Here is a 26,308-nt window from a genome sequence, read left to right as displayed (position 1 = left end):
GGTACAATATGAAACTTTGGGGCGGACGCTTCACTAAAGAAACTAATGAGCTTGTTAATAATTTTAACGCTTCTATCTCCTTTGACCAGAAGTTCTACAAGCAGGATATTCAGGGAAGCATTGCACACGCTACAATGCTTGCTGCTCAGGGTATTATCTCAGAAGATGAAGGAAAGCAGATTACTGACGGCTTAAAAGGTATTCTTTCTGACATAGAATCTGGAAAGCTTGAAATCACTGATGAATATGAAGATATTCACACATTTATGGAAGCTACCCTTATTGAGCGTATCGGTGATGCAGGAAAGAAGCTTCACACAGGCAGAAGCCGTAATGACCAGGTTGCACTTGATATGAGACTTTATACACGCGATGAAGTTAAAAATGTTGATGAAGAAGTAAGAGAGCTTATGGAAGTTATCTTAAGAATAATCAAAGAAAATGTTGACACTTATATGCCAGGCTTTACTCATCTTCAGAAAGCACAGCCTGTAACTGTTGCTCATCATTTTTCTGCTTACTTTGAAATGTTCAGACGTGACAGAAGCCGACTTCACGATATATATAACAGAATGAACTACTGCCCTCTTGGTGCTGGTGCTCTTGCAGGAACTACATATCCCCTTAACAGAGAGATGACAGCCGAGCTTCTTGGATTTGCTGGTCCTACTCTTAATAGTATGGACTCTGTATCAGACAGAGATTATGTTATTGAATTCTTAAGTGCACTCTCTACTATTATGATGCATTTAAGCAGATTTTCTGAAGAAATATGTATATGGAATTCTAACGAATACAAATTCATCGAATTAGATGATGCTTTCAGTACAGGTTCAAGCATTATGCCACAGAAGAAGAACCCTGATATAGCTGAGCTTGTCCGTGGTAAGACTGGACGTGTATATGGTGCTCTTATGAGTATCCTCACAACTATGAAGGGAATTCCTCTTGCCTATAATAAAGATATGCAGGAAGATAAAGAGCTTACATTTGATGCTATAGATACTGTTAAGGGCTGTGTAAGCTTATTCAAGGGTATGATTGATACTATGAAATTCAATAATACACGTATGGAAGACTCAGCTAAAAAAGGCTTCACTAATGCTACTGATGCCGCTGACTACCTTGTTAAGAAAGGGGTTCCTTTCAGGGATGCACATGGTATTGTAGGACAGCTTGTTCTTATGTGTATTGACAAGGGTATTGCACTTGATGACCTTTCACTTGATGAATACAAGAAGATAAGCCCTGTATTTGAAGAAGATGTATACGAAGCTATCAGCTTAAAGACCTGCGTTGAAAAACGTCTTACTCTCGGAGCACCTGGCCCTGAGGTTATGAATAAAGTTATCGGACTTTATGATGAGTATATGAAGGACAACCAGAAATTATAAAATATACCACTATAAAATATACTCACTTAAAGCTTATTTAAAATAAAACATAAATAACTACAGTTCAGAATTAATAAACAAACATAATAATATAAAAAGCCCTGTCACTACCCACTATATATTGGGACTTCCAGTATATGCCAATAATGACAGGGTATTTTTAAATATTTTTAAAATGTGAATTTCTCAACCTTACCATCTTTACTATCATAAGTTGATGTAAGATAATCAAATCTATATCTTGCTTCACCGTGCATAGGAACAGTAAATGTCAAAGTCTTATCCCAATCCATTCCACGTCTTATCATCTTTTTCTTTTCTGAATGTAACAACAAATGCTCCTTTAATCTGCATGGATGTTGCCATATAATCATAAGTGACTAACTCCCAGCCGTCAGCTGCTCTCTCATTAATCAGATTGTCTAACATAGCAATATCATTAGCATCTGCCTTATCTGAAAGCCATTTAGTGCCAACCGTTAAAATCTCTGTTTTGTATGTATACATATACTCCTCCTTTATTAGATACTATCTTAACTTTATATATTATTATATTATATTATATTGATTTCTTTTTTACAATTTGTAATTTATAACCTAAAGCCTCAAGTATATGACTAAATGTGCGTATTGTTGGATTACTTTTCTTTTTCTCAATTCTGGAAATATCCTGCTGTTTGTTTCCTGTCAATGCAGCTAATTATTTTTGCGTAATATTTTCCTCTTACTTTATTAGAGCACAACATAAATGTTGTATTGTCAAATATAAAATTATATATTTTTATTCAATAATTACATCTGACCTTATTACACATTCATCTTCTCCCTTATAATTAAATGTCAGTTTAATACCACCTGACATTATCAAACTTCTTTACATTGAACATTTTAATATAATCAGATAAGTCTTATTATAGTCGCAAGTTAATTAAGTTACTGCTATGTAATATATTTGTAGTTCTGGCAGAGCATTTTAACAATTTAACAAAAAGCATTTAAATATAAAGAAATGAGGTTAATAATTATGACAACTACTTCTCAGTATGAATTAAACAAAGGACTTGCACAGATGTTAAAGGGCGGAGTTATTATGGACGTAACAACTCCTGAACAGGCTAAGATTGCTGAGGCGGCTGGTGCCTGTGCTGTTATGGCACTTGAAAGAATACCTGCTGACATCAGAGCCGCTGGCGGTGTATCACGTATGAGTGACCCTAAGATGATTAAAGGAATTCAGGAAGCTGTAAGTATCCCTGTTATGGCTAAGTGCCGTATCGGTCATTTTGTTGAAGCCCAGATTTTACAGGCTATTGAGATTGATTATATTGATGAATCAGAAGTACTTTCTCCTGCTGATGACATTTATCATATTGATAAGACACAGTTCAATGTACCATTTGTATGCGGTGCAAGGGACTTAGGCGAAGCTTTAAGAAGAATTAACGAAGGGGCTTCTATGATTAGAACTAAGGGTGAACCTGGTACTGGTGATGTTGTTCAGGCTGTACGCCATATGAGAAAAATGAATTCTGAAATCCGCAAGATTACATCTATGCAGAAAGATGAACTCTTTGAGGAAGCTAAGCAGTTACAGGTTCCTTACGACCTTGTACTTTATGTGCACGATAATGGAAAGCTTCCTGTTGTTAACTTTGCCGCTGGTGGTGTTGCAACCCCTGCTGATGCTGCTCTTATGATGCAGCTTGGTGCTGAGGGTGTGTTCGTAGGTTCTGGTATATTCAAGTCTGGTAATCCTGCAAAACGTGCTTCTGCTATCGTTCAGGCTGTTACTAACTATCAGGATGCAGCACTTATTGCCAAGTTATCAGAAGACCTTGGCGAAGCTATGGTAGGTATCAATCCTAGTGAAATACAGATAATTATGGAAGAACGTGGACGTTAATAATATAATCGCACATAGAAATGAGGCTTACTATGAAGATAGGTGTACTTGCTGTCCAAGGTGCTTTTATTGAACACGAGCATATGATTGAAGAAATCGGACATACAGCAATAGAAATAAGACAACGGGATGATTTAGAGGGATTAGACGGTCTGATACTGCCTGGCGGTGAAAGTACTGTTCAGGGACAGTTACTTAACAAGCTTGATATGATGAAGGACATTAAGAATATGATTAGTAATGGTCTTCCAACACTTGCAACCTGTGCTGGACTTATACTTCTCTCTGAACATATAGCAGACGATGACATAGTCCATATAGGAACGCTTCCTGTCACCATTAAACGTAACGCTTACGGAAGACAGCTTTCAAGCTTTGTAACTAACGCTGATATTAAGCATATCGGCAATTATCCTATGACATTTATAAGAGCACCTTATATCGAAAATGTCAGCGATGGTGTTGAAGTGCTTGCAAGTGTTGATAATCATATTGTTGCCGCTAAATACAATAATCAGATTGGACTTTCTTTCCACCCTGAATTAACAGGCGACACACGCATACACGAATATTTCTTATCAACTATAAAATAGCTCTATTCAAAAATAAAAATCAGGACAATGCAGCAGAATACGCCACGCTGTATTGTCCTGATTTTATTATGCTTATATAGCGTTGAAATGTTATTTATATACGATGAATAGCAAAATTATAATTTACACTCTGACTTTTATGCCTTTTGTGTCTCTATGTGCCATTTTCATCTTAGCAAAGTCTATCTTCTTTCCTTTATATTCCATCGTGAATTCCATTCCGTCATCCATAATGAATATATCTTCTATATAATCGTCTTTGCCAAGCTTAATACCTCTGACACCTACTGCACTCTTCTTCTTAACTGGTATTTCAGAAAGAGGGAACTTTAAGAACACACCATTAGCTGTCTGTACAATTACATTTTTATTACTTACAATTTCTTCAACTTCACTTCTGCTGCCATCAAGATTAAACTTAGAAAGCGTTTCAACCTGAACGTCAGCCTTTTCAATGCTTACTATCTTGTCATCATCCTGAAGCTTTGTCGAAGCTACCGTTCTCTTGGCTACATCAAATTCTGCCGTGTCAACTATCTTCATCATGCCCTGACTTGTAACAAAGAGCAGCTTCTGATTTTTGATAGTTTCATATGCACACAAGTATATAATAAGTTCACCGCTGCTGTCATAATTTCCAAGATTATCTATTGGAGTACCTTTGTCCCTGAACTTAGTGAGGAAAGGAATATCCTTTACTTTAATCTGGTGAAGCTGTCCGTTATCCGTAAATATACATATTTTATCAGTATTCATACAGGTAAATACATACTTAAAATCGTTGTAGATAGCTTCCTTATTACGTTCATAAGAAGCTGTATCTATAGTCTTTGCATAGCCAAATCTATCCATAATAAATACAACTTCCTGTGCTGGAACTTCTTTTTCAACGAATACTGCAACCTTTGCATCAGTTATTACGGTCTTTCGTTCAACACCATATTCCTTCTTAATTCTTACAAGGTCGTCCTTTATTACTTTTGCCATAGCCTTCTTACTGCCAAGTATCTTTTCATACTTTGCAATCTTTGAAAGACATTCGTCATATTCCTTCTGGAGTGCAAGTATCTCAAGACCTATAAGCTTGTACAGGCGCATTTCAAGTATGGCTGAAGCCTGCTTTTCTGTAAAATCAAGCTTAGCCGCCTGATTCTTAGAAGCTTCTGACTTGAATTTGATATTATCAACATTACCATTAATAAGGCAGTCTTTTGCCATTTTAAGATTAGAGCTTCCACGAAGAATTTCTATTATAAGATCGATTATATCGCAGGCTCTTATAAGTCCTTCTTTAATCTCCTTATTGGCAAGCTCCTTATTAAGAAGTGTTGTGTATTTTCTTGTATTTATCTCATACTGGAAGTCAATATGATGCTTTATTATCTGGCGTAACCCAAGAGTTTCCGGTCGTCCGTCAACTATAGCAAGCATATTTACACCAAATGTATCTTCAAGCTTAGTCTTCTTATATAAAAGGTTCTTAAGATTTTCAATATCTGTGTTCTTCTTTAATTCAAGAACTATTCTTATACCTTCTTTTGATGACTCATTTGACACATCAACAATATCAGTTGTCTTCTTGGTTTCAACCAAATCCACTATATCTGATATGAACTTTCCAATATTAGCACCTATCATTGTATAAGGAATTTCTGTTATTACAAGCCTGTCCTTCTCGCCTTTTCTTGCCGCTGGCTCATATACAACCTTTCCTCTTAACTTTATCTTTCCTGTACCAGTCTCATATATGCCTGCAAGCTCTGACTTATTAATAACAAGTCCACCTGTAGGAAAGTCAGGTCCGGGTATATACTGCATAAGCTCAGTTGTAGTTATATCTTCATTATCCATATATGCGCATACTGCATCGACAACTTCTGAAAGATTATGTGTTGGAATATTAGTTGTCATACCAACTGCGATACCGTCAGCACCATTTACCAACAGATTAGGTATTCTTACCGGAAGAACTGCTGGTTCTTTCTCTGTTTCATCAAAGTTAGGCACAAAATCAACTACATCTTTATCCAAGTCTGATAAATATACATCCTGTGTGAACTTCTTAAGCTTGGCTTCTGTATATCGCATAGCCGCAGCACCGTCACCTTCTATAGAACCAAAATTGCCGTGACCGTCAACAAGTGCCATTCCCTTTTTAAAATCCTGTGAAAGCACAACAAGTGTTTCATATATAGAACTGTCGCCGTGTGGATGATATTTACCCATTGCATCACCTACGATACGCGCTGACTTTCTATGAGGTTTATCATAATTTAAACCAAGCTGATCCATAGCATACAGCACTCTTCTTTGTACTGGCTTAAGTCCATCCCTTACATCCGGAAGTGCTCTTGCTGTTATAACACTCATTGAGTAATCTATATAGGACTTCTGCATCAGCTCAGAATATTCAGTTTTAATAATATTCTCTGCCATTATTATCTCCGTATAATACTTTTATTAATATATATCATAATACCAGGGTCAAAAGGTCTAAACCCATATGAGCTTGCTCATATGTGGGTGAATGACCTTGGGACCCGCCCCAATATGAGCATAAAAGTGGGATGATAGTCCCACGATATGCGAATATTGGGGAGGATTGTGGGAGTGCGTAGCACGGAACAATCCGTAGGTATCATAGTTGGGGGCTTTTGACCCCAACATCATATCATTTTTATGCATCAATCTCCGCTTCATTAGCGTGTGCATGTATAAATGCTCTTCTTGGTGGCACATCACTTCCCATAAGCATAGAAGTAACCTCTGTTGCCATTCTTGCATCCTCTATCTCTACCTGCTTTAATATTCTTGTCTCTGGATTAAGTGTAGTTTCCCATAACTGTTCAGGGTCCATCTCGCCAAGCCCCTTATATCTTTGCAGAGTAAATGTTCCACTTGCGTGAAGCTCTTTATACCTTTCCAGTGCTTTATCATCATAAAGATACTGTACTGTCCTGCTCTTATCTACCTTCGTCTTAGTTCCTTCTGCCTTCTTAGAAGCTTTGTCTGCCTTAGGTACTTTCTTAAGTTCAGCCCTGTAAAGCGGTGGTGTAGCTATGTACACATGTCCCTGATTAATAAGTTCAGGCATAAATCTATAGAAAAATGTAAGCAGAAGTGTATCAATATGTGCACCATCAACATCGGCATCTGTCATAATGATAATCTTATCGTATCTTAACTTGCTTATATCAAAATCATTGCCGTAACCTTCAAGGAAGCCACAGCCAAATGAGTTAATCATAGTCTTAATCTCGGCATTAGCAAGCACCTTATCAATAGAAGCCTTCTCTACATTAAGTATCTTACCTCTTATTGGAAGTATAGCCTGAGTACGTCTGTTTCTTGCTGTCTTGGCTGAACCACCCGCAGAATCTCCCTCGACTATAAACACCTCACATTCCTCTGACTTCTTGCTCTCACAGTTAGCAAGCTTACCATTGGAATCTATTGAGAACTTAGACTTAGATAAAAGATTAGTCTTCGTTCTCTCCTCTGCCTTTCTTATCTTTGCAGACTTTTCGGCACAGGCTATTACTGACTTTAACTGTTCAAGATTTCTATCAAAATATAACTGTACCTCATCACTTGTAACCGCACTTACAACTGTTCCCGCATCCGGATTATCAAGCTTAGTCTTAGTCTGGCCTTCAAATCTTGGTGCAGGGTGCTTGATAGCCACAATTGCTGTCATACCATTTCTTACATCAAGACCGGTAAAGTTATTATCCTTTTCTTTAAGAACACCTAACTCCCTTGCATACTGATTAATAATCATAGTGAACTTAGACTTAAATCCTGTAATATGAGTTCCCCCCTCCTGAGTGTATATGTTATTACAAAAACCAAGAATATTTTCCTCAAACTCATTAACATACTGGAAAGCACACTCTACCTCTATGCCGTCTTCACTCTTCTTAAAATAGATAATATCCGTCACAGCTTCCTTGCCATTGTTAAGTTCCTTTACATATGCCTTGATACCATCTGGTTCTGAATATGTAATCTTTTCCTCGCTTCCACTTCTCTTATCCTCAAAATGTATTGTAAGTCCCGGATTAAGATAAGTTGTCTCGTGCATTCTGCTCTTTATTGCATCTGACTTAAATCTTGTCTTTTCAAATATCTCACCATCAGGAAGAAATGTTACTTTAGTTCCTGTATCATTCTTTCTGCATGTTCCCACTTTTTCAAGTGGTGCTACTGCCTTTCCTCTTTCATAACGCTGCCTGTATACACCACCATCAACCTTTATCTCTACTTCAAGCCAAACTGAGAGTGCATTAACTACTGACGCACCTACACCGTGAAGTCCGCCTGATATCTTATACCCGCCATCACCGAACTTACCACCTGCGTGAAGCACTGTAAATACTACCTCAACTGCAGGTATGCCTGCCTTTGGATGAATTCCTATAGGAATACCTCGTCCATTATCTATAATAGTAGCAGTTCCATCATTATTAAGGGTTACTGTAATCTCGCTACAGTAACCCGCAAGGTGTTCATCAACTGCATTATCAGCTATCTCATATATAAGGTGGTTAAGTCCTTTAGTTCCAACACTTCCTATATACATTCCTGGTCTTTTTCTTACAGCTTCAAGACCTTCAAGAATTGATATACTATTTGCATCATATTTTGCTGCCATTATATTCTACACTCCTGTACTACTCTAATTAATTGTTATTGAATTAAATAAATCCTCAAATCTTACATTAAAAGATGGTGCAGAAGAAACTTTTAACTTATTCCATTCATCTTTGTTAATTTCAACATACTTTGAAGACTCATATTGTTCAAATTTATCATTAAATGCCTCTAACTTCTTCTTTTCAAGAATTGATGACTTATTAACTTCTGTCTTCGCTTTATCATTATCTGACGTACATCTTATTATATAAAATCTTCCGTCAGCTTCTACGATTCCGCTTGTCTGGCCTGTTGAAAGTGAATAAGCTGTATCTTCAAATGCTTTAGCCATCTCGCCTCTTCTAAGTTCATATTCATATTCGCCGTCAGCATTATATTTCTTGGCAATTGCAAAGAATGAATTGCCCTCATTTAATTCTGCATAAGCTTTGTCAATTTCTTCCTTTGAGTCTGTTACAATATATTGTATATTTATTACTCTTGCATCATCTGAACTCACTTCAATATCCATAAGTGAAGTTACATCATTGTAAAGCTTTGAAGCGATTGCAAATTCAGTAAACATCTGATTAACCTTATCCTCTGTGATATCATACTGGCTCTTCTGTTCTTCTGTAAGACCATCAAAATACTGTTCTGCTGCCTTAGCTGTTTCATTCTTTTCTTCTCTTCCAAGAACTACTCCTCTTTCTTTAGCCATAGAATTCATACATCTTACTCTTATAAGCTTTACTCTTATCTGTTCTTTTATATATTCCTCAAACGGCTGTCCGGCAATATCTTCTGTCCATATACTGCTTCCAAACATATCTTCATATTGTTTCTTAGCATCTGACATTAATACTTCTGCCTCAAATGTATAAGTCTTCTGTCCATCAACCTTCATAACAACAGATTTTCCCATACCAGTTGAAATATATAATAAATTACCATTAAAGAACTTCATAAATACTAATACCGCAGCCACAGCTACAATAATGATAAGTGCTGTTATTAATCTTTTCTTATTTCTTTTCATAACTTCTCCATTCTGGTTATTTGTGATAAGGTTCATTCTTCATAATTCTGTAGCTTCTATATATCTGTTCAAGAAGAATTACTCTCATAAGCTGATGTGGAAATGTCATAGGCGAAAAACTAAGCTTGAAATCGGCCCTGTCAAGAACCCTTTTATCAAGCCCTAATGAACCTCCTATAACAAAGACAATATCACTCTTTCCTGATATTCCAAGATTATCTATTTTCTGTGATAACTGTACAGAATCAAGCATTTTACCATCAATTGCCAGAGCTATCACATATGCTTCATCTTTTATGCACGAAAGAAGTCTTTCTCCCTCTTTAGCCTTTATTATATCATTAACAGTATCACTTGCATTATCAGGTGTCTTCTCATCTGCCACCTCTTTTACCTCAAGCTTGCAGTATCTTGACAACCTTTTACTGTACTCATCTATTGCCTGACAATAGAACTTTTCCTTTACTTTGCCTACACAGCATATTGTTATTCTCATATCAGCCCAACTATGCCTCTACGAAGAAATATCCGCCGTTATTATCAAGCTTGAACACTTCAAGCTGTTCCTCAAGCTCTGCATCAGAAAGTTCTGATACATCCATTCCCTCATCGTCCATAATCTGTCTTAATTCTTTAATATTACTGCAATACTGTGCAAAGCATTCCTCAAGAAAATCTTCTGCCTCCTCTAAATCATATACAACCGGCTCATCAAAAAGCTTCTTCTGATCTCTTAAAAATACCTTTGCACATTCTTTCATATGTTTTTCCATAATAATACTCCTCATTTCTACAAACATTATCTTATATATTAAACTCTTTTCTTAGTGTGCCTTCAACCCATTCAGTTGTGTCATATGCATATTTCTTGATATCCTCACATGCTGTATCCATAACATACGCATATTTTACTGACTTAAGCATATCAATATCATTATAATTGTCGCCAAATGCCATACATTCATCTTCTGACAATCCAAAGTACTGCTGAAGCTGATGCATTGCTTTTCCTTTGGTAACGCTGCTCTCCATAAAATCAAGATATAAATCTCCTGAAACTGTAATTGAAGCTTTGCCATTCCATTTGCTAAAGAAATGTTCCTTGGAATTATCAATTCCGCTTAAATCACATACCGCAATCTTTAATATATCTTCATCTACATCTGTGAATTTATCAATAAGCGTAGTCTTATAATTAACAACCTTGGTCATTCTATAATGATATTCTTCTGTCTTAGGCTTGATATATGCTGTATGCTGGCCTGATATAAGCACCTCGCAATCAGGCTGTTCATATACATCTTCTATTATCTCAAGAGCAAGCTTTCTATCCATTGGTGTCTTGGCAATAACCTCACCCTTATATTCACATAATGCTCCATTCTCAGCAATGTATACAAGCTTATCGCTTACAGGCTCAAAAAGCCTTTTCAGGCTTACTATCTGTCTTCCGCTGGCAGGTGCAAAGTACATTCCTTTATTAACAAGCTGTTCAATCGCTTTAATTGTAGATGGTTCTACACTCTGGGCACCTTTTCTTAGTATTGTACCATCAAGATCACTTGCAATTAATTTAACCATAACTTTAACTCCTGATATACCCTTGCAACCGGAAGTCCGACAACATTATTATAGTCACCGTCTATCTTTCCAATAAATGCTGCAAATCTCCCCTGAATTCCGTAAGCCCCTGCTTTATCCATTGGCTCACCTGTACTTATATATTCTCTTATCTCATTATCACTAATATCATTACAGTATACATCTGTCTTTTCTGCAAAGTTACTTACAACATTATTATTCTTGATAAGTGTAACACCTGTATACACCTGATGACAATCACCAGCCAGTTCCTTAAGTATATCAAAAGCATTTCCCGTATCCTTAGGCTTTGTAAGAATATGTCCTTTATGGCTTACGATTGTATCTGCACCTATAACTACAACATCTTCATTCCTGTAATCGTCATCATCTTTTACCATATCCCATACAGCCTGTGCCTTAATCCTTGATAGATATTTCACATATTCATCTGGCTGTGTAATTAAAGTTGTCTCATCAACATCACTCGTAATTATATCAAATTCTATTCCTATCTGTTCCAGCAGTTCTTTGCGTCTTGGTGAACCAGATGCAAGAATAATCTTACTCATATATTCATTCCTTTCAGAATTAATTCATTAACTATAAGATTATAACAGCTGGTAAGTCAAAAATCCAGTTATTACTAAAAAAGAATATAAAATAGAAAAGAATATGCAAAGCACATTCTCGCACCGGACGCGGTCGCCTGCAACTGACTACAGCTTCGTGCGAGTGCATATCACCGGCACATTGTTCCCTTTATGTAATAGTAAATTCCAATATAATTATTCTATAACATAAAAAGGCTTCCTTAGTAAACAGAAGGAAATATTACTATATCTCCTGTCTGTTTAAAGGAAGCACATAATTATATCTCTGCAAATATGTTCATATACGCAGATACAATATTTATACTGATATTATTCTTTACTCAGCCATACTTCTGTTCATTGCTGATTCTACCGCATCAATTGAAGCTCTTATGATATCGTGGTCGATACCTATGCCAAAGTATTCTTTACCATCATCACCCTTAATTCCTACATATGCAATAGCACTTGAATCAGAACCCTGCTTTAATGAATGTTCCTCATAGCACATTACATCACAAGGCCTTCCAAAATGCTTTGAAAGTGCATTACTTACAGCATCAAGACGACCATTACCACCCGCTTCTACTACTGTTGTCTTTCCATCAGCCTCAATTGTAACTTCTGTCTGGATACCATCAATCTGCTTGAAATGGACTTCTGAAATCTTGAATACCGGTGTGAACTTCTTATAACGCCTCTCAAATATCTCAAGGACCTCATCTGCCCCAAGTTCCTTATGGTTAACATCCGATACATCTTTAACAGCATAACCAAGGTCTTCTCTCATAGCCTTTGGAATAATCATTCCATAATTATGTTCAAGAACATAAGCAACTCCGCCCTTACCTGACTGGCTGTTAATTCTGATTACGTCTGAGTCATATGTACGTCCAACATCTTCTGGATTAATTGGAAGATATGGAACTGTCCACTTAGATGGATCCTGTTCAATTCTATAGTGCATACCTTTAGATATGGCATCCTGATGTGAACCAGAGAATGCTGCAAATACAAGCTTACCACAGTATGGGTGTCTGTCATCTATCTTCATCTGTGTAAGACGTTCAAACATCTCTGCAAGCTCTGGCATATTAGAAAAATCCAATTCCGAGTCAACGCCCTGTGCGTACATATTCATAGCAAGATTAACAATATCCACATTACCAGTTCTCTCACCATTGCCAAATAATGTACCTTCTATTCTGTCTGCACCTGCAAGCATACCAAGCTCTGCATCTGCAACGCCTGTTCCTCTGTCATTATGTGGATGAAGTGATACAACTACATTTTCTCGATTATGAAGATTCTTGCTCATATATTCAACCTGACTTGCAAATACATGTGGAAGTGACATCTCTACTGTAGCAGGAAGATTAATTATACACTTCTTATCAGGTGTTGGCTGCCATATATCTATAACTGCATTACACACTTCAAGTGCGTATTCTGGCTCTGTTCCTGTAAAGCTTTCAGGACTATATTCAAAAAGGAAATTACCGCCATCTGCTTCTGCAAGTTCTTTAAGAAGCTTAGCGCCCTCAATTGCAATCTGTTTGATTTCTTCTTTAGACTTTCTGAATACCTGCTCTCTTTGTGCAAGAGATGTCGAATTGTATACATGTACAATCGCTCTTGGTGCACCCTTTACAGCTTCAAAAGTCTTCTTAATAATATGCGGTCTTGCCTGTGTAAGCACCTGAATTGTAACATCATCAGGAATCATATTCTTCTCAATAAGTGTACGGCAAAGCTCATACTCTGTCTCTGATGCTGCCGGGAAACCAATCTCAATTTCCTTAAATCCAACCTTAATAAGCTTATTAAAGAATTCAAGCTTTTCATCAAGACTCATAGGCTCAACTAAAGCCTGATTACCATCTCTTAAATCCACTGAACACCATACTGGTGCTTTGTCAATATACTCCTTCTTTACCCAGTCGTTACACTCAACCGGTGGCATAAAATAACCTCTCTTATACTGTCTGTAATCAAACATTGCATTATCCTCCTGATATATTAATTATATTAGCATAATAAGTAAATTATACAAAAAAAATCTTTCATCTCCAAAGGCCTTAACCTCTAAGAGACGAAAGATATAATCTCACGCGTTACCACTCTTATTCGCAATTAATAATTGCGCTCTCACCGAATACGTGCATATTGCATTATATTCTGTCCACTATAACGGTTGGCTTCCGTCTACGTCTACTCTTATATCCTGCTGATATAATTTCGGGTAGCAGCTCCAAGGTGAGTTCAATAAGTTCCTTTCACTGTCTCGCACCTTCCGACAGTTCTCTGAAGCTGGTCCTTATCTAATATTCCTCTTCATTGCATTTACTTATTATCAATTATTGAAATGATAACGCATATAATTTAAAATGTCAATAGAATTTTCAATTATGTATTGCAATATTAAATGCAATATTAAATCAAATTATGTATTGCAATATTAAATCAAATTATGTATTACAATATTAAGTCCAGTTATATATTTGAGCTATGTATTAAAATCATTTGAAGTTCTTAAGAAAACTTATATCTTCCTCTGATACTTCACCATTAGAATATCTCGCTTTCTCATAGTCATCTGTTATTCTTCGTGCTTTTGCTTCATCATCAGTTATCAGTTTGCTCGTAATCTCTTCCGGCATCATATGCGAATCAACCTTTGCACCTGCCAACTTAGACTTTGTGACAACCTTTTTGGACTTGGCATATTTCTTATAAAGCTTTCTGTACCGTATATTGGCTTTATCTTTAGTATCCTTAACCTTAACACTTTTCTTTACTTTATATTCCTTTTCCTCGTCATTATTAATATATTCCACTTCATCTTTATCATTATCTAATGACTTTCTGAACCTGGAAGCATATCTGACTATTGTCACTATTATTAATATAATCACTCCGATTATAAGGAATATTGCAACCACCTCCATAAGAGCATTACCAGCCGCATTATTAACCATAACATCCATCTCATCCTCTACTGGTTCAGGGGAAGTTGTCGTTTCTTCTATATAATCGTCCATTACTGTATCATCATCTCCGCGGAGCATTAATAACAGTTTTAATATCCATTTAATAATTGCAAGCAATGCCATTCCAATCATAGAGAATATATTGCCATATCTTCCGTGATAGAATATAAGCATGCCAAATACCAGAAGCAGTCCGAACACAATCATTATAAGCACATTAATTCCCATAATTCTTCTGGCCGGGAATTCTGATTTACCTTCATTAAATACGAACACCTCATACAGCCTGCTTACCTGATTATATACGAACTGGCATAATACAAACATAACAAATAAAAATGCCTGTATTTCCATAAGCACAGAATTACCTTCAATACCTCCTAATATATAAAAGCCTATCATAAATATTCCATATGCTATATGAAGCTTCTCACTCGCATTAACAGCAATCAGCATATCATCCTTGCTCTTACCAGTTTCATCATATATATTTTCCTGAACTCGCTCATATTGCTTCTTGTTTACATATAGATTCTTTAACCTTATTGAGTGTCCAGATATTGCCGCTGCGCATATCACATAACCTGCAAACTCCAGATCTGTGTCCGCAAGCAATGCCGCTATAACAACGAACACAAGATTAATCACCATAAATAATGGATAACTTTTAATATATTTTCTTGAAAAATATGTAACTATAGCTGGAATTATTACAATAAGGCTATAATATGCCTTAGATGTGTCATTACCGGCAATTCCTATATACACTCCCGCCGCCATTGATATGTACGCAACACACAATATAAGTATTTCCGTTATGATTTTACTATTTCTTAGATGTCTTATCTGCATCTTACTCTCCATTCCCACACTGCTTATACATTCTAATCAAGCTTTTCCAGATACAGGCTTCCATTGCCTGATACAACACACGGAACAATCCATATTTTATTCTGTTGTTTAGACATAAGTCTTTCTGCTGAAAGCTTTAATTTTCCGTGCTTGTTAGCTGATATAAGAACATACACCGAATCCTGCCTTTGGTTCTTATTATTATATTCCTGCATATTATCAAGAATAATGCTGAATTCCTGCATAGGAAGCTTCAGATCTATTCTTGCAAATGCCGTGTTGATACGTCCAAAATGTGACAGTCCGCTTCCAGCCTCTATCACTGTCTGCTCCTTAGTATCAATATCACAGCCATTAGATGTTACAGATACATTGATGCCCTTTCCTATAAGAAGCTGGGCCAGACCTGCCGCTATTGATATTGCCTGTTCAATAACATCTTCCTGCATAAGAACGCCCTCGCTTTCAAGATTAAGCAGGATACATACATTACGGCTCACTGTTTCATTATACTGATTAACCATAAGCTTTCCCGTTCTTGCACTGGCATTCCAATTAACATCCCTTATGCTGTCATAAGACTGGTAATCCCTTATTCCTGCAAATACGAACTTATCCTCTAACAGATATTTTCTTCTTTCAAGCTCACCTAAAATACTGTTATTGACCTGTAAAAGATTATTAACATTTTCTGGCTTGGGATATACTGTAATCATATGATTAACATTTTTATTATTAATCATAATATCGTTCATAAAAGCACCTGCAAATACAGTTTCAATGGCTTCTAATCTATATACACCCCTTCTGGCACACAATACATCTATCTTTCGTGTTACCCTCTGGTTAGAAAGAAGTGAAAATACATCGTTGCGGTAAGTCTTATCTGTAATTCTGGAATTATTATCCTCCTGCCCAAACACCAGATTCTTGTCTATGCTGAATTTAATATTAACACAAGGCAGTGGCATTCTCTTAGCATTAGTTACTGTCTCCACCATCTTGATAGTATCACCTTTTGTAGCTGTATTGCTGGAAAATGTAACATCAACCGATAAATTCCTGCTCCAGTTATCCCTGTAGGTAATCCTCAATATGTTATATACAATAACCACACCTATAAGCATTAATATTATATTCATCTATTGCTCCATTCCTCAGTAGGCACCTCTACCTGTGATAATGCCTCATTTATTGTCTGTTCCCTGTTCTCCTTAGCAACCATTCCTGTATTAAATACAAGTCTGTGTCCCCATACACATAAAGCAAGCTCTTTAATATCTGATGGAACAACATAATTACGTCCATTAACATAAGCATATGCTCTTGCTGCATTAACCATAGCTATTGAACCTCTTGGGCTTATTCCTATTGCAACACTTCCCATATTACGTGTAACTTCTGCAAGCTTTACAATATATTCTATAAGCGAAGGATGAATATATATATTCTTAACCTCATTCTTCATGGCTTTAATATCTTCTTTGGAACATACATTAGAAATATCTTCTATTGGATTATCCTTAAGAAAACGGTTAAGTATTGTAATCTCCTCTTCCTTATCCGGATATCCCATTTCAAGCTTCATAAGAAATCTGTCAAGCTGTGCTTCTGGAAGCGGATATGTTCCTGCTGTTTCTATTGGATTTTCTGTGGCTATTACAATAAATGGTTCATCTAACTGTAATGTATCACCATCTATAGTAACCTGATGTTCTTCCATACACTCAAGCAATGCTGACTGTGTTCTTGGTGTAGCCCTGTTAATTTCATCAGCAAGAATGATATTTGCAAATACAGGTCCTTTCTTTAATACAAAATCTTCACTTTTCTGGTTATATATATGTATTCCTGTTATATCTGATGGAAGCAGATCCGGTGTGAACTGCACTCTTCCAAAATCGCAGTCAATACTTTTTGCTAATGTCTTGGCAAGCATCGTCTTACCCATACCTGGAACATCTTCTAAAAGAATATGTCCACCTGCAAGTATGCTTGTAATTACTTTTTTTGTAACTTCCTCTTTACCGACTATAACCTTTGAAACATTATCTAATATGTCTGTTATCTGCATTTAATTACCCCGCCTTTTCTTTAATTATATATTCTGTGCCTTACCTCATTTCACATATTAATATAGTACCAAAAAGCCACAGATGTATCAATAACACCTGTGGCTTTCTTGCATAAAATTTTACTAAATTTTATTATATTTACGCCTGTGGTTCTTCTCCCGGAAGCTCCTGATTAACATCAATTCCTCTTGGTGCAACAGGAGTCGAGAATACTATCTGTGTACTTGTCCTTCCGAACTTCTGTAACTGTCCGATAAATGTATCAAGCTCCATTGTACTTGGAAATACAACCTTAAGAAGCATTGAATAATTACCTGTAACACAGTTACATTCAACTACATTAGGGCAGGTTTTGATAAATGGATAGAACTCCGGCTTCTGTACAGGTGCAACCTCAAGATTAATAAATGCTGTTATATGATAGCCTAATTTAATCTGGTTAATCTTAACCCCATAGCCTTCTATTATTTCTTCTTTCTCAAGTCTTTCTATTCTTGCTGAAACTGCTGGTGATGATAAAAACACATTTTCAGCCAATGCCTTAAGTGGCATTCTCGCATTATTCTGAAGTAATGTAATTAATTTCTTATCAATTTTGTCCATAGTTGTCCTCCATTAATCTGTGGCATTGCTTTCTTAACATCAAAAAAGAGACAACCCGAGCTTTGTATGCCTGAATTGTCCCCTTTGACTTAATTTATTAATTTATATGTAATATACACCTTTTTTTATAAATTGACAACCCCTAATTTTATGTTTTTTTATAGTTCTTTATTATTTTTCTTAACTTTTTTTCGTGTGTCTTCTTAATTTTTCTTTTATAATGTTTGCTTTTTATACTACTTATATGGTAAAGTTCTTATTGTATGTTAATGACTATATTTAATGGAGGCACTTATGTCAGATAATAAAGATTTTAATAACAACTCTGAATATTCAACAGTAACATTATCATTAGATGATGGCACTGAGTTAGAGTGTGCAATAATCCGTACTTTCCCAGCAGGAGATAAGAACTATATTGCACTTTTACCTATTGCAGATATTGATGAAGAAGAAAGTGAAGTATACTTATACAGATTTTCTCTTAACAGCAACAACGAACCCGTTCTTGAAAATATCGAATCTGATGAAGAATACGAAATCGTATCAGATGCTTTTGACGAAGAACTTGATGCTATGGAATATGAAGAGCTCTACGAACAGGAAGACTCTGAGAACGAATAATCAACATAATGGTCATCTATCTCAGTAACAAATCTTGAAATGGTTGTATCCTTGTTATATCTGCTTTTAGCATATAACAGATACAACTTTTCTTTTGCCCTTGTCATCGCGACATACATAAGCCTTCTCTCCTCTTCTATCTCATAATCAAGCACAGCTTTATTATAAGGAATTATCCCCTCAACCACGTCCATAATAAATACCACTTTGTACTCAAGTCCTTTACAACTATGCATTGTATGAAAATGTACTGCATTATCGTTATCTTGCGGATAAGAATTTTTAGAAGCCTTTATATTCTCAACTAATACTGTATTTTTAGAATTATTCATACTTATATTATTGTTATTAATATATTCCAGCCAGTTATCTATTGTGTCAAACTGCTTTGCCATTTCTTTGAATTCTTCAATCTTATCGTAAGCTTCCGTCCCGTTAATCCTATGTGTTAATATATATTCCTTATAATATTCTTCATAACCAATACCTTTAATTATATAATTAACTGCCGCATATGGCGACATATTTTTAATTATATTCATATCAAACTGCCAGTCATTGATTATATTTATCATTTCAGCATTATTATCATAAGAAGCTCTTAGCTGTTCATAACTAAAAGGTTCTTTTATAAATGTCCTTTTTATATATCTTAATGGTTTATTGACAATCCTTAAGATATCCTCTCTTTTACAGTTTCCATTCGACACCTTAATATATGCAAGCATATCCTTAACAGCCCAGTAATCATATATATTCTCCTGTTTCATCACCGAAATGCAGGGAATTCCATCATCAATAAGTCTGGAATAATATATACCATTAATACTGTTGGTTCTTGATATAACAGCAATATCTGATGGTTCAATGCCATCTTCTATCAACTTCTTTATATTATCCGAAAGCATTTTCTTAAGACTATGTATATCTTTTGCTCCCTGTACCTGTATACATTCTCCTACCATACCTGCTGATTTGATATTTTTGTAATATCGTAGAGAATTATTACCAATAAGGCTTCGTGCTGCTTTAACAATATTATCAGTACACCTGTAATTGACATTCAGATTTATTATTTCTGCATTACTATAATAATCTTTAAATGCAAGCATAATGTCAGGCTTAGAGCCTCTAAATCCATATATACTCTGATCATCATCTCCAACAGCAAATATATTCGCACTATCCCCTGCAATCAATTTAATTGTGTCAAACTGCATTTTATTAATATCCTGAAATTCATCAATAAGAATATACTTGTATTTATCCTGCCACGCAGCTTTATAATCAGCCCTCTGTGTAAGAAGCTCATTGCACAGAACTACCATATCATCATAATCTATAAGCCTTCTTGATATAAGCATTTTTCCATATTCTTTATATATTATCCTGAATGTTTCGTAGGGACAGGCTGTACTGATATACTCATCTATATTAAGACACTCATTCTTTACCTTGCTTATCTGCGATAAAATGCTGTTTACCGTTTCATTTTCATCTGAATATTCAAGTTCAAAGCTTATAAGCTTGTCCCTGATAAAATTATATTGTAAATCTCTCGTAATAATGGAATTAACTGAATAATTATATGCGTGACGCAATATCGTAAAAAACACCGCATGAAATGTACCAAATGTAACTGGCACATTAAGACTTCCTTCTAAAGACATAAACCTTTCTTTCATAGACACCGCCGCCGCTTTGGTAAAAGTTATAACCAGTATTGATGACGGCTTGATATTATGCTTAATAATAAGGTTATATACTCTGTTAACTATAACTGTGGTCTTTCCCGAACCCGGACCTGCAATAACAAGTGCAGGTCCATCTTTAAAATGTATTGCTCTATTCTGTGCTTCACTTAAATGTATATCTGTTCTGCTAATGATTATCCACCTTTCTTAGAAGCTCATAATCTTATCCCCTGAATCATCTGTGTTCTCAATAGATAAAATCTCAATCCAATAGCTTATATTACTGTTGACGACCACTTCTACCCTATCTCCAGCCTTGTGTCCAAGTATTGCCTTGCCAAGAGGCGATTCAATACTTATAAGTCCTTCAAGAGAGTCACCTCTTACCGTTGTCACAAGCTTAATCTTCTCTGTAGAACCGTCGTCCTCATATTTAACTTCAACTGTATTATTAACACCAGCCTCATCATCTGCCGACTCTTCTGATATTACCGTTGCTGTCTTAATCATTCGCTGAAGATATCTTATTCTGCTCTCATTCTGATTTTTGAACTTCTTGGCGGCATAATACTCAAAATTCTCACTCAAATCGCCCTGTGCCCTTGCTTCTTTAACATCATCAAGAGCTTTTTTCCTCACAATGTGAACCCTGTATTCGATCTCATCTTCCATTTTCTTGATGTCACTTGGAGTAAGTTCATTATTCATGATTACAACATCTCCTTAATATAAACATACCATTACTATAAAAAGGCTATTCATTGCTTGTCTGTTTAACATATAAAATAGCTTTCTTTACCGGTGGAAGCATAATTACAATTATTGTAATAATTCCTTCTGCACCTATGTATGCCGCATTATATGCTAACGAATATAATACAGCACTATTAAAGAATTCCGGTGTATACACCGCAAAGAATATCCAGCCTGATAAGAATGAGAAGAAGAATCTTCCAGCAATTCCTGCTATATAGCCTTTAACCAACCCATTCTTGGAATTAGCAAATATTCCTGATAATCCTAATGCACCAAATGCAAAGATATAGTCAAGAAACATCTGTGGCAGACTGATAATATATGGATTAACAATAAGCTGTAATACTCCATACGCTATTGAAGCTGTCATACCTGCACTTATTCCATACCAGTATCCTATAAGCACGATAAACAGCATACTAAAAAGTGTTACTGAACCTCCCATAGGCATCTTAAATATAGTAATAAACGAAGTTAGTGTAGCGAGCGCAATAGCCATAGCTGATGTCACAAGCCTCTTTACGCTGTGTGTCTTCTTATCCTTTACTATAAAACCAACAGCCAGCACAACAATAACTACTGCTATCAGCACTACATATCCCAGTGGTGTAAGATTATAACTTATACCATCCTCACTCACAATCTTTGTTGCAAGCACTTATATCAACCTCCCCAATATTAAATAATCATATATTCTTTTAGTATTATAACATATTATTAAATATATGCAATATTCCGGAATAAAAAGTCGTAGAATATGTTTTTATTGAAGTCTGGGGTGTTAGCGGATTGTTCGGATTACATAGCAATGCAGCAATCCGAACACCGCAATAAGTGTTAAAATTTCTTTTAACCCTTACATCATTAATATTCTATCAGCTATTATAATCAATATATGATATCTTGTTTATTTATCATCTTTTTACCAGAATATTTTCCTATATGAATACTCACCTCTGTAATTAGAAGCATTGTAGTCCGGATACTTATATGGCTTGTAAGCATCTTCCATCGGCTCGTCATCCTGCGTGTATATATACATATAATTATAATCCCACGTTACAATTTCATCTCTTGCATCACCTAAAAGATTAACCGCCTCCGTGCAAAGAGTTGGGTGTCCGTCATCAGGGAACTTTACAACCTGTATTCCATTACCATCTATCATTCCACCTCTCTTAACATCTGCATTAAGAAGTATGAAATCCTGTCCGTCACCTGTCCAGTTAACCGGCGTAAGCAGATTACCATTAAGCTCATTCTCCATTTCCCACATATCATTTCCTTCACTGTCGTAGAAATATATAATGCCCTGATGTCCCCAGAAATTAACTACAGCCATCTCATATCCTTCTTTATCCGGACAGTAATTAGCAAGACTCACTCTCTGTGCGTGTCCAATTCCGTCCTGTTTTAAAATATTACCTTCAAAGTCACAAAGAATAAAACCTTGTGTACCTGCAACACACGCAAAGAATTTTTTCCCTTTATTAGGACCTGTTTCAAATCTTCCTGGTACAATTTCATCAATGTGGTCTACCTTAAACGGCATAGTCCACATTTTCTTTCCATTACAATCAAGCATATTATATCCAACCAGCAGTTCATCATAGCCATCACCATTAATGTCAATTGCAAATGGAAAATGTCCTGTATTCTTATCACTCTGAAAATGCCACATAACTTCAAGGTCATCATTTAACGCATATACCCTGCAATATCTGTCCTTAATAAGAATATCCCTTGGCTTGTCAAGTCCTCTGAAATTGCATATCCTCATTCCATCAGGGTTAATTCTGTCAAATGCATATTCTCCATCAGGAACACCTATAATTGTGCCATCTTCTTCCATTGTCGATAATGGTGTCTTTGCTCTTTTCTTAACATTTCCTGTCTTTCCGTCAAGTATAAGCACCTCGAAATTCTTGGCAGTTATAACCTCATCGTATCCATCACCATCAATATCATATATCTGCATTGGCATATCAGCAGATATATTTCCTATCTCCATATTATCTGTAGGTTCACCATACTGCCATAATATATTACCATCCAAATCCATAGCTGTAAGACAGCTTATAGTTCCATATGCATCTCTGTTGACTCTTTTCTGACACTGGGCAAGCACCATCTGATACTCTCCATTACCAAGCAGGTGTCCAAAACGCACCTGTCTTCCTGTTCCACAGCCTTTAAGGTCTATCTTCTTAACAAGCTTCATCTTTGGATATCTGCTCTGTGCTTCTGTGCATTTATTACTGTATTCTTCCCTCTTAGCTTTAATTCTTTCATCTGTCTTTTCATCTACATTGACATTAATGTAGCCAAATGCCGATGGTATAGTAGCCGTAATTGCTGCCTTTCCCCCCTGTACAGCATAAACTGTATCAATATCTATATATTTAGTGCCATTAACATAGCACTCAACATGACTGCCGTTAACACTTACATTTAATATATATGTATCGTCACTATTATAATCAAATGCTTTACTTTCAAGCTCCTCAACATTTTCTTTATGGCGGTAAACAAGCTTTACCTGTTTATCTTCAAACATAAATACAAGCATATTAAGAGAATTCTGTGCACAGAAACCAATACCAGCATTTCCCCACTTAGTATTAAACATTCTGACACTTGCTTCTATATCATAATTCTCCCAAAAGCGGTCTCCAGTCTCAAGAGTTGGGAAAGTTCTATGCGGCTCTGTATTATGAAGCCTCATCTGCTCCATATAATGCTTCCCACAATACTCCGTAATAACCCATGAAGCACCCTGTCCGTTATATCTGTAATTACACACTGGGTCATACCATTTTCCATAATACCCTGGATATTGCACAAAATGATACTCTCCCATTGCAGAATGATTCTTATCATATGGGAACTCTCCTATTGGAAAATTCTTAAAATCTTCTTTGAGCAAATATATACTCTTCATAACAATTCCTCCATTCATCTGATAAAAGCAGCACACATTCCATTATAAGCTGCTTATCACGCTAAAATATTTAGTTGTCGTTCAAGAAACTATTGTTAATATACTACATTTTCATTAGCAAGACAAGACATTTATTTAATAAAAAAGATGTGGACATTTAATCATTTATCGATGTCCAATCCCACAATGAATATCAAAAAGAGAGCCTTTAGATTTCTCTAAAAGCTCTCTAAACACCATAAATGCTAGTTTTCTATTAGAACTTACCTTCATCAGCAGCCTGCTGTACAGAAACAGCAACAGCAACTGTAGCACCAACCATTGGGTTGTTACCCATACCGATAAGACCCATCATTTCTACATGGGCAGGAACTGAAGATGAACCAGCGAACTGTGCATCTGAGTGCATACGTCCCATAGTATCTGTCATACCATAAGAAGCAGGACCTGCTGCCATATTATCTGGGTGAAGTGTACGACCTGTACCACCACCTGAAGCTACTGAGAAGTACTTCTTGCCAGCTTCAAGTCTTTCCTTCTTGTATGTACCTGCAACTGGATGCTGGAATCTTGTAGGGTTAGTTGAGTTACCTGTGATAGAGATATCAACATTCTCCTTCCACATAATTGCAACACCTTCTGTTACGTCATTAGCACCGTAGCAGTTAACCTTAGAACGAAGTCCGTCAGAATATGCGATTCTTTCGATTTCCTTAACTTCGCCTGTAGCATAATCCATCTCTGTCTCAACGAATGTGAATCCGTTAATTCTTGAGATAATCTTAGCAGCATCCTTACCAAGACCGTTAAGAATAACTCTAAGAGGTTTCTGTCTAACCTTGTTAGCCTTCTCTGCGATACCAATAGCACCTTCAGCAGCAGCGAATGATTCGTGACCTGCTAAGAAAGCGAAACATTCTGTATCTTCTTCAAGAAGCATCTTACCAAGGTTACCATGTCCAAGACCAACCTTTCTCTGGTCAGCAACTGAACCCGGAATACAGAATGCCTGAAGACCTTCACCGATAGCTGCAGCAGCTTCTGAAGCCTTTCTAGCACCCTTCTTGATTGCGATAGCTGCACCGACAATATAAGCCCAGCAAGCGTTCTCGAAGCAGATAGGCTGAATGCCCTTTACCATGTTATATACGTCTAAACCAGCATCTTTAGTAATCTTCTCAGCTTCTTCTATAGATGAGATACCATAGCTGTTAAGCACAGCGTTGATCTGGTCAATTCTTCTCTCATATGATTCAAATAATGCCATTATATTCGTCCTCCTTACTTAACCTCTTCATCTGTTCTAGGATCAATAATCTTAACTGCATCAGCAACACGGCCATACTGTCCAGCTGCCTTCTCATATGCTGTGTTAGGATCATCACCCTTCTTAATGAAGTCTGTCATCTTACCAAGGTTAACGAACTTATAACCAATAATCTGATCATCCTTATCAAGAGCGATACCTGTTACATATCCCTCTGCCATCTCTAAGTAACGTGGTCCCTTTGCAAGAGTACCATACATAGTACCAACCTGTGAACGAAGTCCCTTACCAAGATCCTCAAGACCAGCACCAACTGCTAAACCGCCTTCTGAGAAAGCACTCTGTGTTCTGCCATATACAATCTGTAAGAATAATTCTCTCATAGCTGTATTAATAGCATCACATACTAAGTCTGTATTTAAAGCTTCCATAACTGTTAAGCCTGGTAAGATTTCAGCGGCCATAGCTGCTGAATGTGTCATACCTGAACATCCGATTGTTTCAACTAAAGCTTCCTGAATAATACCTTCCTTAACATTTAATGTAAGCTTACATGCACCCTGCTGAGGAGCACACCAGCCAACACCATGTGTAAAACCTGAAATATTCTTAACTTCCTTATTCTGTACCCACTTTCCTTCTGTAGGAACTGGAGCAGCGCCATGATGAACGCCCTGTGCTACTGGACACATGTTTTCAACTTCCTGTGTATAAATCATCTTATTACTCCTTTCGTTATATAAGGGATCCGGACATAACCGAACCCCT

25 protein-coding genes and 1 other annotated feature are annotated in these 26,308 nt (G+C 36.4%); of the genes, 4 read left to right on the top strand and 21 right to left on the bottom strand.

Annotation, left to right across the window (positions count from 1 at the left end; all coding sequences use genetic code 11):
- The first annotated feature begins 8 nt into the window (after window positions 1–8).
- Entirely contained in the window at window positions 9–1,394 is a 1,386-nt protein-coding gene (argH, locus tag C7390_RS06575; protein ID WP_055307157.1) for an argininosuccinate lyase, read from the top strand.
- Between the two features lie 170 nt (window positions 1,395–1,564).
- Here the strand turns inward: argH and C7390_RS13645 are convergent, their stop codons facing one another.
- Genes C7390_RS13645 through C7390_RS13890 form a run of 3 tightly spaced genes read right to left on the bottom strand, consistent with a single transcriptional unit; the run spans window position 1,565 to window position 2,085 of the window.
- Window positions 1,565–1,687: a hypothetical protein gene (locus C7390_RS13645; RefSeq protein ID WP_318295590.1), complete on the bottom strand. Its 123-nt coding sequence runs from the start codon at window positions 1,685–1,687 to the stop codon at window positions 1,565–1,567.
- Complete coding sequence (locus C7390_RS06570) at window positions 1,674–1,901, bottom strand: DUF4177 domain-containing protein (RefSeq protein ID WP_055174257.1); 228 nt, start codon at window positions 1,899–1,901, stop codon at window positions 1,674–1,676. The genes C7390_RS13645 and C7390_RS06570 overlap by 14 nt, the downstream gene beginning before the upstream one ends.
- 52 nt (window positions 1,902–1,953) lie before the next feature.
- On the bottom strand, window positions 1,954–2,085 hold the full coding sequence (locus tag C7390_RS13890) for a helix-turn-helix domain-containing protein (RefSeq protein ID WP_116443826.1): 132 nt from the start codon (window positions 2,083–2,085) through the stop codon (window positions 1,954–1,956).
- A gap of 333 nt (window positions 2,086–2,418) precedes the next feature.
- Here C7390_RS13890 and pdxS point away from each other — a divergent pair, with 333 nt between their 5' ends.
- Window positions 2,419–3,297 carry a pyridoxal 5'-phosphate synthase lyase subunit PdxS gene (gene pdxS / locus C7390_RS06560; protein ID WP_022502089.1) on the top strand — a complete coding sequence of 293 codons (879 nt, stop codon included), beginning with the start codon at window positions 2,419–2,421 and terminating at the stop codon, window positions 3,295–3,297.
- 32 nt (window positions 3,298–3,329) lie between these two features.
- Window positions 3,330–3,890, top strand: coding sequence for a pyridoxal 5'-phosphate synthase glutaminase subunit PdxT (gene pdxT, locus C7390_RS06555; RefSeq protein ID WP_055174256.1), 561 nt, complete (start codon window positions 3,330–3,332; stop codon window positions 3,888–3,890).
- Between the two features lie 123 nt (window positions 3,891–4,013).
- On the opposite strand, the gene C7390_RS06550 is transcribed toward pdxT, so the two are convergent.
- The 12 genes from C7390_RS06550 to C7390_RS06490 form a co-directional block, all read right to left on the bottom strand.
- Window positions 4,014–6,326: a DNA gyrase/topoisomerase IV subunit A gene (locus C7390_RS06550; protein WP_022502091.1), complete on the bottom strand. Its 2,313-nt coding sequence runs from the start codon at window positions 6,324–6,326 to the stop codon at window positions 4,014–4,016.
- 241 nt (window positions 6,327–6,567) lie between these two features.
- Complete coding sequence (locus C7390_RS06540; protein ID WP_022502092.1) at window positions 6,568–8,544, bottom strand: DNA gyrase/topoisomerase IV subunit B; 1,977 nt, start codon at window positions 8,542–8,544, stop codon at window positions 6,568–6,570.
- 24 nt (window positions 8,545–8,568) lie between these two features.
- Window positions 8,569–9,564, bottom strand: a complete 996-nt coding sequence (locus C7390_RS06535; RefSeq protein ID WP_022502093.1) for a peptidylprolyl isomerase — start codon at window positions 9,562–9,564, stop codon at window positions 8,569–8,571.
- Window positions 9,565–9,580: 16 nt separating this feature from the next.
- Window positions 9,581–10,060 carry a 23S rRNA (pseudouridine(1915)-N(3))-methyltransferase RlmH gene (gene rlmH / locus C7390_RS06530; protein ID WP_055174252.1) on the bottom strand — a complete coding sequence of 160 codons (480 nt, stop codon included), beginning with the start codon at window positions 10,058–10,060 and terminating at the stop codon, window positions 9,581–9,583.
- A 10-nt stretch (window positions 10,061–10,070) separates the two neighbouring features.
- Entirely contained in the window at window positions 10,071–10,337 is a 267-nt protein-coding gene (locus C7390_RS06525; RefSeq protein WP_022502094.1) for a hypothetical protein, read from the bottom strand.
- 31 nt (window positions 10,338–10,368) lie between these two features.
- Window positions 10,369–11,145, bottom strand: a complete 777-nt coding sequence (locus tag C7390_RS06520) for a Cof-type HAD-IIB family hydrolase (RefSeq protein WP_055174251.1) — start codon at window positions 11,143–11,145, stop codon at window positions 10,369–10,371.
- Entirely contained in the window at window positions 11,133–11,717 is a 585-nt protein-coding gene (locus C7390_RS06515) for a Maf family protein (RefSeq protein ID WP_055174250.1), read from the bottom strand. Before C7390_RS06515 ends, C7390_RS06520 begins: the two co-directional genes overlap by 13 nt.
- 358 nt (window positions 11,718–12,075) lie before the next feature.
- The gene (locus tag C7390_RS06510; protein ID WP_116443824.1) at window positions 12,076–13,737 is read right to left on the bottom strand and encodes a 2-isopropylmalate synthase; all 1,662 of its coding nucleotides are present in this window, start codon (window positions 13,735–13,737) and stop codon (window positions 12,076–12,078) included.
- A gap of 86 nt (window positions 13,738–13,823) precedes the next feature.
- Window positions 13,824–14,085: a binding site (T-box leader), on the bottom strand.
- A 172-nt stretch (window positions 14,086–14,257) separates the two neighbouring features.
- The gene (locus tag C7390_RS06505; RefSeq protein ID WP_055174248.1) at window positions 14,258–15,580 is read right to left on the bottom strand and encodes a hypothetical protein; all 1,323 of its coding nucleotides are present in this window, start codon (window positions 15,578–15,580) and stop codon (window positions 14,258–14,260) included.
- Window positions 15,581–15,612: 32 nt separating this feature from the next.
- Entirely contained in the window at window positions 15,613–16,722 is a 1,110-nt protein-coding gene (locus C7390_RS06500) for a DUF58 domain-containing protein (RefSeq protein ID WP_055174247.1), read from the bottom strand.
- Window positions 16,719–17,654, bottom strand: a complete 936-nt coding sequence (locus C7390_RS06495; protein WP_055174246.1) for an AAA family ATPase — start codon at window positions 17,652–17,654, stop codon at window positions 16,719–16,721. Before C7390_RS06495 ends, C7390_RS06500 begins: the two co-directional genes overlap by 4 nt.
- A 139-nt stretch (window positions 17,655–17,793) precedes the next feature.
- Window positions 17,794–18,258, bottom strand: coding sequence for an Lrp/AsnC family transcriptional regulator (locus C7390_RS06490; protein WP_055174245.1), 465 nt, complete (start codon window positions 18,256–18,258; stop codon window positions 17,794–17,796).
- 294 nt (window positions 18,259–18,552) lie between these two features.
- On the opposite strand from C7390_RS06490, the gene C7390_RS06485 reads away from it, so the two are divergent.
- Complete coding sequence (locus tag C7390_RS06485; RefSeq protein ID WP_116443823.1) at window positions 18,553–18,882, top strand: DUF1292 domain-containing protein; 330 nt, start codon at window positions 18,553–18,555, stop codon at window positions 18,880–18,882.
- On the opposite strand, the gene C7390_RS06480 is transcribed toward C7390_RS06485, so the two are convergent.
- The 6 genes from C7390_RS06480 to C7390_RS06455 form a co-directional block, all read right to left on the bottom strand.
- A complete protein-coding gene (locus C7390_RS06480) occupies window positions 18,852–20,753 on the bottom strand; it encodes an ATP-dependent helicase (RefSeq protein ID WP_318295594.1) in 1,902 nt (633 codons plus the stop codon). The two genes, C7390_RS06485 and C7390_RS06480, sit on opposite strands and share 31 nt — an antisense overlap.
- 30 nt (window positions 20,754–20,783) lie before the next feature.
- Entirely contained in the window at window positions 20,784–21,284 is a 501-nt protein-coding gene (locus C7390_RS06475) for a GreA/GreB family elongation factor (protein WP_055174242.1), read from the bottom strand.
- Window positions 21,285–21,330: 46 nt separating this feature from the next.
- On the bottom strand, window positions 21,331–21,990 hold the full coding sequence (locus C7390_RS06470; protein WP_055307162.1) for an energy-coupled thiamine transporter ThiT: 660 nt from the start codon (window positions 21,988–21,990) through the stop codon (window positions 21,331–21,333).
- Window positions 21,991–22,254: 264 nt separating this feature from the next.
- Window positions 22,255–24,273 (bottom strand): hypothetical protein, encoded by a 2,019-nt coding sequence (locus C7390_RS06465; protein WP_116443821.1) that lies wholly within the window; start codon window positions 24,271–24,273, stop codon window positions 22,255–22,257.
- Between the two features lie 256 nt (window positions 24,274–24,529).
- Entirely contained in the window at window positions 24,530–25,540 is a 1,011-nt protein-coding gene (locus C7390_RS06460; RefSeq protein WP_022203705.1) for a GGGtGRT protein, read from the bottom strand.
- Between the two features lie 14 nt (window positions 25,541–25,554).
- Window positions 25,555–26,259: an iron-sulfur cluster assembly scaffold protein gene (locus tag C7390_RS06455; RefSeq protein ID WP_022203704.1), complete on the bottom strand. Its 705-nt coding sequence runs from the start codon at window positions 26,257–26,259 to the stop codon at window positions 25,555–25,557.
- Between the last annotated feature and the right edge of the window lie 49 nt (window positions 26,260–26,308).

Origin of the sequence: Bacteroides galacturonicus (assembly GCF_003096855.1) — a bacterium.
Classification (GTDB): Bacteria; Bacillota; Clostridia; order Lachnospirales; family Lachnospiraceae; genus Lachnospira; species Lachnospira rogosae.
The sequence above is the reverse complement of the archived record's forward strand: the minus strand, read 5'-3'. Positions and strand labels throughout refer to the sequence as shown.

What these genes read in the sequence shown, in the direction of transcription:
- C7390_RS06505 (WP_055174248.1), bottom strand. Translation starts at nt 15,580, where the DNA reads ATGCAGATAAGACATCTAAGAAATAGTAAAATCATAACGGAAATACTT.
- C7390_RS06515 (WP_055174250.1), bottom strand. Translation starts at nt 11,717, where the DNA reads ATGAGTAAGATTATTCTTGCATCTGGTTCACCAAGACGCAAAGAACTG.
- C7390_RS06455 (WP_022203704.1), bottom strand. Translation starts at nt 26,259, where the DNA reads ATGATTTATACACAGGAAGTTGAAAACATGTGTCCAGTAGCACAGGGC.
- C7390_RS06525 (WP_022502094.1), bottom strand. Translation starts at nt 10,337, where the DNA reads ATGGAAAAACATATGAAAGAATGTGCAAAGGTATTTTTAAGAGATCAG.
- C7390_RS06495 (WP_055174246.1), bottom strand. Translation starts at nt 17,654, where the DNA reads ATGCAGATAACAGACATATTAGATAATGTTTCAAAGGTTATAGTCGGT.
- C7390_RS06475 (WP_055174242.1), bottom strand. Translation starts at nt 21,284, where the DNA reads ATGAATAATGAACTTACTCCAAGTGACATCAAGAAAATGGAAGATGAG.
- C7390_RS06535 (WP_022502093.1), bottom strand. Translation starts at nt 9,564, where the DNA reads ATGAAAAGAAATAAGAAAAGATTAATAACAGCACTTATCATTATTGTA.
- C7390_RS13645 (WP_318295590.1), bottom strand. Translation starts at nt 1,687, where the DNA reads ATGGATTGGGATAAGACTTTGACATTTACTGTTCCTATGCACGGTGAA.
- C7390_RS06520 (WP_055174251.1), bottom strand. Translation starts at nt 11,145, where the DNA reads ATGGTTAAATTAATTGCAAGTGATCTTGATGGTACAATACTAAGAAAA.
- C7390_RS06540 (WP_022502092.1), bottom strand. Translation starts at nt 8,544, where the DNA reads ATGGCAGCAAAATATGATGCAAATAGTATATCAATTCTTGAAGGTCTT.
- pdxT (WP_055174256.1), top strand. Translation starts at nt 3,330, where the DNA reads ATGAAGATAGGTGTACTTGCTGTCCAAGGTGCTTTTATTGAACACGAG.
- C7390_RS06490 (WP_055174245.1), bottom strand. Translation starts at nt 18,258, where the DNA reads ATGGACAAAATTGATAAGAAATTAATTACATTACTTCAGAATAATGCG.
- argH (WP_055307157.1), top strand. Translation starts at nt 9, where the DNA reads ATGAAACTTTGGGGCGGACGCTTCACTAAAGAAACTAATGAGCTTGTT.
- C7390_RS06550 (WP_022502091.1), bottom strand. Translation starts at nt 6,326, where the DNA reads ATGGCAGAGAATATTATTAAAACTGAATATTCTGAGCTGATGCAGAAG.
- rlmH (WP_055174252.1), bottom strand. Translation starts at nt 10,060, where the DNA reads ATGAGAATAACAATATGCTGTGTAGGCAAAGTAAAGGAAAAGTTCTAT.
- C7390_RS06500 (WP_055174247.1), bottom strand. Translation starts at nt 16,722, where the DNA reads ATGAATATAATATTAATGCTTATAGGTGTGGTTATTGTATATAACATA.
- C7390_RS06485 (WP_116443823.1), top strand. Translation starts at nt 18,553, where the DNA reads ATGTCAGATAATAAAGATTTTAATAACAACTCTGAATATTCAACAGTA.
- C7390_RS06465 (WP_116443821.1), bottom strand. Translation starts at nt 24,273, where the DNA reads ATGAAGAGTATATATTTGCTCAAAGAAGATTTTAAGAATTTTCCAATA.
- C7390_RS06570 (WP_055174257.1), bottom strand. Translation starts at nt 1,901, where the DNA reads ATGTATACATACAAAACAGAGATTTTAACGGTTGGCACTAAATGGCTT.
- C7390_RS06510 (WP_116443824.1), bottom strand. Translation starts at nt 13,737, where the DNA reads ATGTTTGATTACAGACAGTATAAGAGAGGTTATTTTATGCCACCGGTT.
- C7390_RS06460 (WP_022203705.1), bottom strand. Translation starts at nt 25,540, where the DNA reads ATGGCATTATTTGAATCATATGAGAGAAGAATTGACCAGATCAACGCT.
- pdxS (WP_022502089.1), top strand. Translation starts at nt 2,419, where the DNA reads ATGACAACTACTTCTCAGTATGAATTAAACAAAGGACTTGCACAGATG.